The sequence below is a fragment of the Bacillus sp. LR_5 genome (assembly GCF_042709275.1).
The window spans coordinates 49,573-60,316 of record NZ_JAVAXX010000014.1; the positions used below are offsets into that span (position 1 = coordinate 49,573).

The following is a 10,744-nucleotide window of genomic DNA, read 5'->3' on the forward strand; positions in this document are numbered from 1 at the left end:
CGCAAGCTCTTTCTTATTAATGAATGTTTTGATGAGAAATGTTTGTCAGCGCTTCTCCAGCAGACTCGTTCGACATCTGATTGACTGCCAGGTCTCCAAGCGCAACGATCCCGACTAGATTGTTTTGATCTACAATAGGAAGGCGGCGGATTTGGTGCTGGGCCATCAGCTGCGACGCGTCTTCCAGACTCATATTAGGATTTCCCGATACGAGGTCTGTTGACATCACTTCTGAAACGGGTGTCTGGCCATCTCGGCCCTGAGCTGTAGTTCTTAATGCAATGTCACGGTCAGTCAGCATTCCTTTTAAAACACCTTGCTCTACAACGGGAATTACCCCGACGTTATGCTGTTTCATGAGAGAAGCCGCTTCCTGAATCGTTTGATTCGGAGAAACGGTTGCCACCTGCGTTGTCATTGTATTTCTTACTGAACTCATTGTCAGCACCCCTTTCAATCATTAGTATGTTCAGACACGTGCCGATTAAAAAGGGAGTTAAAGGAAAGGTTTTATGATATGATTTCTCTGATACAAAAAAGAGCTTTTCTGAAAATGGAAAAGCTCTTGCTGCCTGATTATATCAGCCTTCTGTGACCGAAAAAGGCTTTGTTTGTCTTCGTTTGAAAGTCAGAAAAAGCAAACGGAAAATAAATCCCAAAATCATTCAGCATCTTGCTGTTTTTTTCAAAAATCGCCTGATCATTCAAATCAGTGTGCGGCGAAGGCTTTGTCAGGATAATATGTATCATTTGCAGACAAGCCATAATTTGAAATGCTTCTTTTAATGTTCCTTGGTAATAATGGTTATTTAAAGACAGAACGCCTTTCTTTTTAAAGCGCTGAATGTCCAGTTCGGAGAAATAAAGAGGAAATACATCATGGATCAGCTCCATTGACAGCTCCTTGATAAAGCTCTCCTGTTCTGTAGTTGCTGCGTTCACAATTCTCACGTCAATCACCTTTCTTGCCATCGAATATCCTAAGTCTTAATCAAGAATAGCACAGAAAAAAACACGAAAGCTAAGGTAAGTGTTTCCTATGAGAAACAGCAGCCTTCCGCATCGAAAAGGAGCCATTTAACATGAAACAAAAAGGCAGAGGGCTTGAGCTCCTCATCAATGAAAAACAAGATGGCCAATGGCTGTTTTCTGTACTGAAAACAGCGCTTAAAGCCTCTAAACCCGTGATTCAAGACTGGATGTCCCATCATCGGGTAAAGGTCAATCACGAATCCGTCATAAATAATGTTATCGTCAAAAAAGGAGACCGTGTGTTCATTAATCTTCAGGAAAGTGAAGAATCCTCCGTCATACCAGAGTATGGAGAGCTTGATATTTTATTTGAGGACAATCATATGCTTATCGTCAATAAACCTGCAGGCATAGCGACCCATCCGAATGAGGATGGCCAAACCGGCACACTGGCTAATTTGATCGCATACCATTATCAGGTGAATGGGGAAATATGCAAGGTGCGCCACGTCCATCGTCTTGATCAGGATACATCTGGCGCAATCGTTTTTGCCAAGCATCGTTTGGCACACGCCATCCTGGATCAGCAGTTAGAGAAAAAGACGCTAAAACGAACGTATACCGCCATCGCTGAAGGACAGCTAAAGTCAAAAAAAGGTACAATTGATTCACCGATTGGCAGAGACAGATCACATCCGACAAGACGCCGGGTTTCACCAGGCGGACAAACAGCCGTCACGCATTTCAAGGTGATTGCCAGCAATGCGAAAGAGCGGCTGACGCTCGTGGAATTAGAGCTGGAAACAGGAAGAACACACCAAATTCGTGTTCATATGGCGAGCATCGGCCATCCGCTGACAGGAGACTCGCTTTATGGAGGCGGGAGCAAGCTGCTAAACAGACAGGCGCTCCACGCCAAAAAGGTACAAGCCGTTCACCCGATAACCAGCGAGCAGATTGTTGCCGAAGCGCCTTTCCCAGCTGATATAGAAAACCTTTGCGACACATATTTTTCATGATGAAAAGCCGCAGGACTTGACTGCGGCTTTTTAAGTGACTCGTTTTCCGTATATAATATAACGCTTCGGGGCGTTTCCGACATATGAAAACGGATAGCAGGTCGTCAGAATGAGCTCTTCCTTTTCATGCTGGAGCGTAATAATGGATGTGTCATCTTTATCGACAATTTTTGTTTTCACAATTTCATATGTGAAATCTCCATATGACAGGAGTATACGAAGCAGATCCCCCTTTTCCAGCTCTCCCGTCCTGCGAAAAACGGTATCCCGATGTCCCGACAGCACAATTTGCCCATTTTCATCAGGATAATAGCTGTCCTTGTAATGCCCGACACCTTTTTCTAAATCATCTGCATCGGTGCCCTCCACGATCGGAAGCTCCGCGTTGATTTTAGGTATTTCTAAAATGCCGCTCGCTTGGCCGGTCTCAGGTTTAAATGATGCTTTGTTCTCTGCATGACCTGCGCTTTGTTTTGTGCCCGAGCCTTCCTGCGGCTTTTCAGCCGCCAGTTTTGCTTCTTTTAATGTCTGTTCGGTCTTCATATTCGTATCGATCAATTTAAGGCCCCCATAGCCTGTGATCAAAAGACCGACCGCAATAATGACGAGTGGAATAACCTTTTTCACGTTCTGGAGGCGCTCCTTTTTCTTCTGACATATAGATAAGTTCCAGACAGTGTCACCGCCGCACCGATTACCATAAAGTTATAGTAGCCCGCTGATGTATCCGGAAGCTGATGATCAGACCCGCCTTTCGCAGTTCCATTTTGTAAAGGCAATGTGCTGATCTTGCCGGCTGTGTCAGTATATTTTTCACCGCTCGGCATTTCACCTAATCTCAAAATGTCTGTAGGCTTCAGCTGATGAACCGGCACAGTACCTGGAGTCTCTTTTAAATCATTCTGGTCTTCCCCAGGCTCTGGATCCTCTTTAACCGGCGGCTCCGTTCCCGGGGCATCTCCCGGCTCATCCGTAACTGGGTCTTCTGTTACAGGGTCTTCAATGTCACTCGCTTCAGCAAGCTTAATTCTTCCCTCTTTTGTATAAGCAATTGGCTCATCAAAGCTCTTCACATAAGCAACTGTCGCTTCCAAATCCTCAGGCCCTGTCACCGGATTTTTCCCAAGCAATCCGATTGGCTGGTATTTGGTTCCTGTCGCCGTCGCCATAAAATTGTTGACGGTTAATGTATATGTGGCTTCGGGCTGTATCTCGGTGCCATCTGCCAATTTTATATCGACAGCTTTTCCGGTTTCTTTGTCCCACGTATACGTAAACCCGCTGATGCTGTAGTCAGGACCAAAAACCGGCGAGATTTGCGCATTGATAATCTCTCTTAAATCTTTTCCTTTAATCTCAAGCTTCGTTAACACATTTCCGAACGGCTGGATATTGTAAAGATCTCCCCACGTAATGGGACCCTTCTTCAGCGCTTCCCGTATTCCGCCGCCATTCATAAGAGCAAAATCCGTTTTCATGGCCGCTCGCATACCATCCGCAATCAGGTTTCCAAGAGGCGTATCACCGTCATTCGAATACCCCCCTTCCATATCAACAGCCGCTTCGCCGACAACCTCGCTGATAATCGGCTCAGCAAGTGTTTGGTATTTCTTTAAAATGGCTGACGCACTGGCATCCGGTTTTATTTTACTTTGGTCGACATATACGATGTCCGCTGACTTTTTGACAATGTCTTTTGTCGTTTTATCGAGCTCTACATCAACAACACCTATCGCTTTTCCATATTCAAACGCCTGAACAATCAGTTTTCCATTCACTTCACCGTTAACAACCTTATGATTATGCGCTGCAAAAATGACGTCGATTTCAGAATCTGTTTTGTTTGCAAGATCAGCAGATTCACCGGTAATTACGGCACCGTTTTGTTCGGCTGACATATGCGCGAGAACCGCGATAGCCTTCACGCCTTTTTTCTTCAGCTCTTCGGCCGCCTCATTCACCGCTGTTACTTCATCTGTAAACTCGATGTTTTTTATTCCGTCAGGCATGACCATGCCCGCGGCCGACTGTGTGACAACCCCGATAAAAGCAACGGGTATGCCCTCCACATTTATGATGTCATATGCCGGCAAAAAGGGCTCTCCTGTAGATTTCATTTTACAATTGGCGCATACAAGGGGAAAGTTCTGTCCATCATATCCGCTCGTGCCTTTCGGGTGTTCTCCGCCATTTAAGATCCTCAGCAGTTCATCCGTACCTTCATCGAACTCGTGGTTGCCGACAGTTCCGACATCAAATCCGATGTCCTCCATCAGCTCTACAGTCGGTTCATCTTGAAGAAGAGATGAAACTGGAGAGCTGCCTCCTATCATATCTCCCGCGTGCACAATCAGCGTGTTTTTCTTTTCGGCCTTTTTCTCTTTCAAATATGCGGCGGCATAGTCCATGCGTCCAAAAGTGCCGTCTGCAGTTCCGTTCCCATCGAGATCAAGCTCATATTGCTGGTCGATCTTGCCATGCAAATCATTCATGCTGAGAATTCTAAGCGGCACACTTTCTTGAGGTGCCGTTTGCCTCTTTTTATATCCTGCGTTCTCCGCTTCACTTACTGAGGCGAAGAAAATTCTGTTTTCCACAGCTACCTGCTTCCAGTCAGCTGGCTGCACATATGTTTTATTTGATGAATCTCCCACATATCTTGTCAGGCCTTTCCCCTGCTCTCTGGCTCTAAATTCAAACGGCATTTCCAAGAGGGGATCGTCTTCATTCCAAATTCCTTTTTGCTCTTTTTTCGCAGCAGCTACGGCAGCTTGAAACTGCTGATAATCCTCTTCATTCTCAACCGGCCAAATAAAATACGTCGGAGCATAGCCATTTTTCACAAGCTCTAAGTTCACGTTTGAACCCGATTCGGTTATGACCTGCCCAAGAAGTCTGCCATAGTTATCCTTGGCTTCACTTCCGACCTTAACAGTTATTTTATCTCCTGGAGACAGAACCGTTTTTAGATAGTCAGATGCTTTTTTGCCAAATCTTAATTGATTTTCGTCCGCTTCATTTTTGGGTGTGTGATACGTTTCAGGTGTATCTACATTTACAAACCTGATTTTTGTCGTTCCTAGTACTGGAGTTTTAAGATGAATGGTATCGCCGTCAACAACCCGGTCAACAATACCTTCATATTCACCCTCCGCAGACGGAGGTGCGGGCTGTTCTTTAAGCAGCTTCAGGTCAGACGATTTTCGCGGTAGCAGCTGAAAGGATTGGTATCTGCTTAACACACCGGTAAATTCATACCATTTGCCCTCATCAAGTTCGTCTATCGCCCCTGTTTCATTCATAACCCGGAGCGTCATCGCATGATGGTCTTCATCTACCATCGTTACATTATAACCCCCGCCGGCAGGAGAATTTGGAATTGAGGAAACAAATGCTTTTAGTGTCACAAGGCGGCCTTCAAACTGATCACCAAGACTGCTGTTAATCAGTTCATTTATTGTTAAATGTTTAGGAGACGGGATAGGTTGATTTGACTTGTTGATTTTGATGCCTGATGAGTTTGGAACGATTTCTGTCAGCCCTTGGTATGTCGTGATTTTCCCTGTTACCGTGACATCCATGCCTTCTTTTAATTCGGGAAATTGTTTAGGGGAAGGCGAATAAATGTTAATGCCTCCGGTTTTATCCTGCATAAAGGTCGACAGCTTCCCGCCTCCGATCGCGCTTTGATCAGCAGTGACGATCCCTTTTATCGTTACTTCTTCATTCAGTCGTCCCCGCGCTTCATTTATCGTCATTGGCTGTTCAGCCGGCGGAGTTTTCGCGTCGTCAGTTAAGTCCATCGACTGAACGTTCTTAAGTCCTGTCGTGTTAAAGTAATTTTCAAGCTTTCCTTGAACAGTTATCTTTTTTCCAAGAAGAAGCGGATTGGTTTGCAGCCCAAATTGGCTTCTGAAGGCGGAGGGGATTTGCACGGGAAGGATGTGATCGGACGATGTCTCGTTTTTACTGTCTGCCAGCGCGACATTATAATCATTTGAAAAAGGGCTTGTCAGCTTATAGTTCTGCGGGGAAACAGCCTGGCCCACAGCATATCCTTCGACAAGCGCCTGTCCTTCTTTTTGCTGTATCGCCTTATCAACCGATATCGGCTGTTGCGGTTCAGCTGCCTTTACAGCTTCGCACGTGTACATTACATGTAAGAACATCAATGCCGTGATCAACACAATATGCAGAATACGCCTCATCATTTTTCCTCCCTTAAGATACACATTATGACAACGACTTTGTCTGCTTATCATTTCGACAGACAGCATATAATTCCTTTCAAGCTTCTGCATAAATCGCGGCAGACTGACACAAAATACAGCTGATCTGAAAAAAAAGGAGGAATTCGGTTTGGATCAGTTAAATCAGCAGCAACAATCCCAAATGAACAAAGGTATTCCTGGCAAGCCGCATAAAAATCACGGCGGACATGAAATGTTTGATATGCACGAGGTGCTTTCCGGAACACTTACTGTACTTGATCAGTTTATGATGCTGAGACAATTTTGTAAGGATCAGGAATTATTAAACATCCTTGATCGTCAACATCAATTCATTACGTCTCAATATAACTTAACTGCAGAATGCTTCAAAACAGGAAGCGAACCTTCACAAAAAACAGCAACTTATATGATGAAGGAAGACAACCAGACTGTTTACGGCATGCAGCCGTCACAGCCTAAAAAACCTGTTCAATCCATGAATGATATTGATGACAGCATCATCAGCCGACAAATGCTTTGCGCAGTTAAAGCACAGGCTTCTATGCTGACGATGGCTTCTCTGGAAATGACAAACCCAGCCGTAAGACGCGTACTATCTGCGCAAATTCAGCAGTATGTTGAAATGGCTTTTGAAATTTTCCTATACCAAAACAAACACGGCTATTACCAAGTTCCTCAGCTAGATGCGCAGGATATGGAACAATTGAGAAATTCATTTGCTCCGGCACAAGGACAAATGCCTCCAACTCAAGGCGGTATGGGCCAGCAAGGACTTCATTAATAACAAAGGCATTGGATAAATACTATCCAATGCCGCACTGTTTTCTTCAAATGTTTTCTTAAAATCTTTTTCAAACTGATCAAGACTTTCCTTTGTTGCCGATTGAAATCCTTTTTTAAAGTCCCCTTTTTTTGCCGTTTGCTTTATCAGTTCAGAAATAATGTCTTTCCCGTATCTGTCCGTCAGCTCATTGACCATATAAAAGCTTTGCAAATAGACATCAGTGTCATATTCAGCTCGGGCTTTCTGCCAATCTTGATCTGTCTGCAAACGGTCAAAGGGCACGACAGAAAACGTGATCGGATCTATGAGCAATTCATAGTTCGCGATCCACTCGCTTAACCCTTCGTGAAACCATAACGGAAACTCATCGGGAGCTGCTTCAAGCTCCTTCAATTTCTGGTGAAACGCATGGTGCGTGTATTCATGAATCAACAATCTCTGGTACAAATAAACCGCTACTTCCTCACCTTCTAAAAGTTTCTTTTTCTCTTCAGGCAACAATCCGATCAGCTGCTCCCTTTCAGAATAAAAACCGACGACATCCAGTAAACCGGAGTAAGCCTCCATCTGTTTTTCATTAGGAAAAAAAATAATATCAATAGGCTTTTGGTTCGAATATCCAATTATAATCTGATTAATACTGACCGCATATTCAAGTGTATCTTTCGTCAATGGCAGTAAGGACTTTTCCTTAGAAGTGTAATAAATATCGGCCTGTTTGAATGACTCTTTCTTCATGTGCTTCGTCACTTGTTCTTTTGTTATACCAGATGCCTGCCCTGGCAAAGACAGTATATACATCGTGCTTGATACGATGGCCGAGCTTACAGCCAGCATCACAAGGACTCCGCACAGGAATAGAGCGGATGCCGCACGCTTTCCTATGCCATCCCGCAAACGTCTCCCTCCCTGAGCCGGTCCGTCTTGTACCTTTTATTTTTACTCTATGCAGCCTGCATTCGCGGTGTGTCATTAACGCAAAGAAAAAGCCGCACAAATTATGCGGCTTTTTTCATTTATTCAGCTTGCGGGAATATACGCTGTACAGTTTCACTGAATTCATCAAAGAATCCTGCAATCGGATCGCCATTTTGTATCCGCTCGCCATATCCCTGCATTCGGTCTACAAAGTCTGGATTCGCAGAAACGTAAACATTATCCATGTTTTTATCAGTGTCTCTCACTTTATCAGAAATTTTCTTTTTGAGATCTTTTCCAACTTCTTTATTTCCATTTGTTAATACAACCGCAACATATGCTTGATTTCCGGCAACAATTACATTTGCATGTTTTACTTCTTTCATATCCGTGATTTTATCGGCAGCGTCGTCAGCAACTTCTAATTTACGGTTATCATTACCGTTGTTGTTGTTGCCGTTATCATTGACATTGTCAGTTACATTATTATCGACATTGTCACGATTATTATTGGCATCGTTAATATTTCTTGTGCCATTATCGTTTGCCGGATTGCGGTAGTTAACGTTTTCTGGATTTGCATTATCACGTCTGCCCTCACCCTGATTGGCCATACCGCAGCCAGTCATAAGCAAAGGGATAAGAAGCATGGACGCAAGGACTTGTTTTTTTCCAAGCATGTGAATTCCTCCTTTATCACTTTACTTATAGGTTTTTCTAACTGGCTCTAATTATGCATGAAAAAATAACGGAAATGCTTTCCCGGGAAATAAAGCGGTTAATTTGTCTAATTAGAGGGGAAAATATCAATACACTTATAAAGGAGGGATCACGTTGTTCAATCAGCGAAGAGGACTCAGCCCCGCAGCAATGATTATAGGGTCAACTATGCTTATTGCTGCTTTATCACCACAGATCCGCCAAAGAATCAGCGGGTTTATTACAGGACAAATGAACAGACAAAATTCTAAAAATAACATGTTTGATGCTTCTAATGTAGGAAATATGGTCAAACAAGCACTTGGCGGCGGTAATAATCAGGAACGTTCGCAAAATCAAAGCCAACAGCAAAATGGCCGTCAGCATCAGCATGCCGGAGCGCAGCAAACCCAGCATCAGCATACACAGACTCAAACTAGGCAAACTGAGACAGCAGCGAAAAAAAGACAGCCGCATTATGCTGAACCCATTCAATTTGAACAAAGCGCAATGAATGTGATGGACGACAACACCATGATGGAAATGCTTGAGGACTTAGAACCCGGACGTTAAAAAAAACGTGTAATCCAAGATGGATTACACGTTTTCATATGTTACGCTTCTTCAGCTTCGATCACTCTGGATTGATCATTGAATATACCTGGATCAATTTCCTTCGTTACCTTACTCGTAATGAGGCCAGATGTCATACTTCCGCTGACATTCAGAGCAGTACGCCCCATGTCGATTAACGGTTCGATTGAGATTAATAAACCTGCGAGTGCGACAGGCATATTTAATGATGATAAAACAAGAAGCGCCGCGAATGTCGCTCCGCCGCCAACTCCAGCAACACCGAAGGAGCTGATGGCAACGACTGCGATAACTGTGATAATAAACACCGGGTCAAACGGATTTTGACCGATAGTCGGAGCAATCATCATCGCCAGCATCGCAGGATAAATGCCGGCGCATCCATTTTGCCCGATTGAAAGACCAAACGAACCGGCAAAGTTTGCGATTCCTTCCGGCACACCCATGCTTTTCTGTGTTTTAATATTTAGCGGCAAAGCACCCGCGCTTGACCGTGAAGTAAAAGCAAATACAAGTACAGGCAGCGCCTTCTTCAAATAAACAACCGGATTCAAACCACTGAGCGTCAGCAGCAGCAAATGAATGATAAACATTGTGATTAACGCGGCATACGAAGCAATCACAAACATCCCTAATTTTAGAATGCTGTCAATATCACTCGTCGCAATCGTTTTTGTCATAATGGCCAGCACCCCATAAGGCGTCAGTCTCAAAATGAGGGTGACAACACGCATGACAATGGCATAAACGGCATCAACCATTTTTTTAAATGTTTCTGCCTGTTCCGGCTGTTTATGCTTCACACCGAGGAATGCCATTCCAAGGAAAGCGGCAAAAATAACGACCGCGATCGTTGAAGTCGGTCTAGCTCCCGTAAAATCTAAAAACGGGTTTCCCGGCAGCAGTTCAACAATCTGCTGCGGCAGCGATTTCGCTGTCATATCTTCTGATTTCTGCTGAAGCTCCTGTCCCCGTGAAAGCTCTGTATCCCCTTGGTCAACCTGAATCGCCTGCAGGTCAAAAGAAAGCGCGGAGGCAATACCGACAGCTGCCGCTACAGCTGTTGTCGCTACTAATATCCCGATAATCAAACCGCTGATTTTTCCGAGATTTTTTGTCAGCTTCAGCTTTGTAAATGCGCCGAGAATTGAAATAAAAACGAGCGGCATGACAACCATTTGAAGCAATTTGACATACCCGCCCCCGGCAATATTAAACCAGTCCGCTGTTTGAATGACTATATTTGAAGTCGGGCCGTAAATCAGCTGAAGCGCAAATCCGAATACAATCCCCAGCCCCAGCGCAGTAAATACACGTTTAGAGAAGGAAACATGTTTTTTCTGCATCACAAAAAGCCCTAAGATAAGTAAAAATAAAATAAATACATGTAATACAACTAGTAAAGTCTCCAAAGCAGGTAAACTCTCCCTTCAAATTTTCTCATTTACTATATTACACTAATTCCGATAGGTCAAGTGCGAATTATTCCAACTAAGGATTCAAGTAAAAAAAACCTTATATAATCC

Annotated in this window: 10 protein-coding genes; 3 read left to right on the forward strand and 7 right to left on the reverse strand. The window is 44.0% G+C overall.

What is annotated here, in order from left to right; genetic code table 11:
* Positions 1-16: 16 nt before the first annotated feature.
* Complete coding sequence (locus tag RAC86_RS05335; RefSeq protein WP_014113165.1) at positions 17-439, reverse strand: CBS domain-containing protein; 423 nt, start codon at positions 437-439, stop codon at positions 17-19.
* A gap of 137 nt (positions 440-576) precedes the next feature.
* Complete coding sequence (locus RAC86_RS05340) at positions 577-972, reverse strand: YhcU family protein (protein WP_014113164.1); 396 nt, start codon at positions 970-972, stop codon at positions 577-579.
* A 110-nt stretch (positions 973-1,082) separates the two neighbouring features.
* Between RAC86_RS05340 and RAC86_RS05345 the strand changes: the two genes are divergently transcribed.
* On the forward strand, positions 1,083-1,991 hold the full coding sequence (locus RAC86_RS05345; protein ID WP_072565992.1) for an RluA family pseudouridine synthase: 909 nt from the start codon (positions 1,083-1,085) through the stop codon (positions 1,989-1,991).
* Between the two features lie 30 nt (positions 1,992-2,021).
* Here RAC86_RS05345 and srtA read toward each other — a convergent pair whose 3' ends face one another.
* A complete protein-coding gene (gene srtA / locus RAC86_RS05350) occupies positions 2,022-2,618 on the reverse strand; it encodes a sortase SrtA (protein WP_014113162.1) in 597 nt (198 codons plus the stop codon).
* On the reverse strand, positions 2,615-6,199 hold the full coding sequence (gene yhcR, locus RAC86_RS05355; RefSeq protein ID WP_483861759.1) for a sortase-dependent nonspecific endonuclease YhcR: 3,585 nt from the start codon (positions 6,197-6,199) through the stop codon (positions 2,615-2,617). The genes srtA and yhcR overlap by 4 nt, the downstream gene beginning before the upstream one ends.
* 151 nt (positions 6,200-6,350) lie before the next feature.
* On the opposite strand from yhcR, the gene RAC86_RS05360 reads away from it, so the two are divergent.
* Positions 6,351-7,004, forward strand: coding sequence for a spore coat protein (locus RAC86_RS05360; RefSeq protein ID WP_041520902.1), 654 nt, complete (start codon positions 6,351-6,353; stop codon positions 7,002-7,004).
* On the opposite strand, the gene RAC86_RS05365 is transcribed toward RAC86_RS05360, so the two are convergent.
* Positions 6,936-7,904: a gluzincin family metallopeptidase gene (locus RAC86_RS05365; RefSeq protein WP_072565990.1), complete on the reverse strand. Its 969-nt coding sequence runs from the start codon at positions 7,902-7,904 to the stop codon at positions 6,936-6,938. The two genes, RAC86_RS05360 and RAC86_RS05365, sit on opposite strands and share 69 nt — an antisense overlap.
* Positions 7,905-8,023: 119 nt before the next feature.
* Positions 8,024-8,605: a YhcN/YlaJ family sporulation lipoprotein gene (locus tag RAC86_RS05370; RefSeq protein ID WP_014113158.1), complete on the reverse strand. Its 582-nt coding sequence runs from the start codon at positions 8,603-8,605 to the stop codon at positions 8,024-8,026.
* 190 nt (positions 8,606-8,795) lie between these two features.
* Between RAC86_RS05370 and RAC86_RS05375 the strand changes: the two genes are divergently transcribed.
* Positions 8,796-9,197 carry a hypothetical protein gene (locus RAC86_RS05375; RefSeq protein ID WP_072182541.1) on the forward strand — a complete coding sequence of 134 codons (402 nt, stop codon included), beginning with the start codon at positions 8,796-8,798 and terminating at the stop codon, positions 9,195-9,197.
* A gap of 41 nt (positions 9,198-9,238) precedes the next feature.
* Here the strand turns inward: RAC86_RS05375 and tcyP are convergent, their stop codons facing one another.
* Entirely contained in the window at positions 9,239-10,630 is a 1,392-nt protein-coding gene (tcyP, locus tag RAC86_RS05380; RefSeq protein ID WP_061188246.1) for an L-cystine transporter TcyP, read from the reverse strand.
* Positions 10,631-10,744: the final 114 nt, after the last annotated feature.

Excerpts from the sequence above, each read along its gene's own strand:
- yhcR (WP_483861759.1), bottom strand. The coding sequence starts at position 6,199 with ATGAGGCGTATTCTGCATATTGTGTTGATCACGGCATTGATGTTCTTA.
- RAC86_RS05345 (WP_072565992.1), top strand. The coding sequence starts at position 1,083 with ATGAAACAAAAAGGCAGAGGGCTTGAGCTCCTCATCAATGAAAAACAA.
- RAC86_RS05370 (WP_014113158.1), bottom strand. The coding sequence starts at position 8,605 with ATGCTTGGAAAAAAACAAGTCCTTGCGTCCATGCTTCTTATCCCTTTG.
- RAC86_RS05335 (WP_014113165.1), bottom strand. The coding sequence starts at position 439 with ATGAGTTCAGTAAGAAATACAATGACAACGCAGGTGGCAACCGTTTCT.
- RAC86_RS05340 (WP_014113164.1), bottom strand. The coding sequence starts at position 972 with ATGGCAAGAAAGGTGATTGACGTGAGAATTGTGAACGCAGCAACTACA.
- RAC86_RS05375 (WP_072182541.1), top strand. The coding sequence starts at position 8,796 with ATGATTATAGGGTCAACTATGCTTATTGCTGCTTTATCACCACAGATC.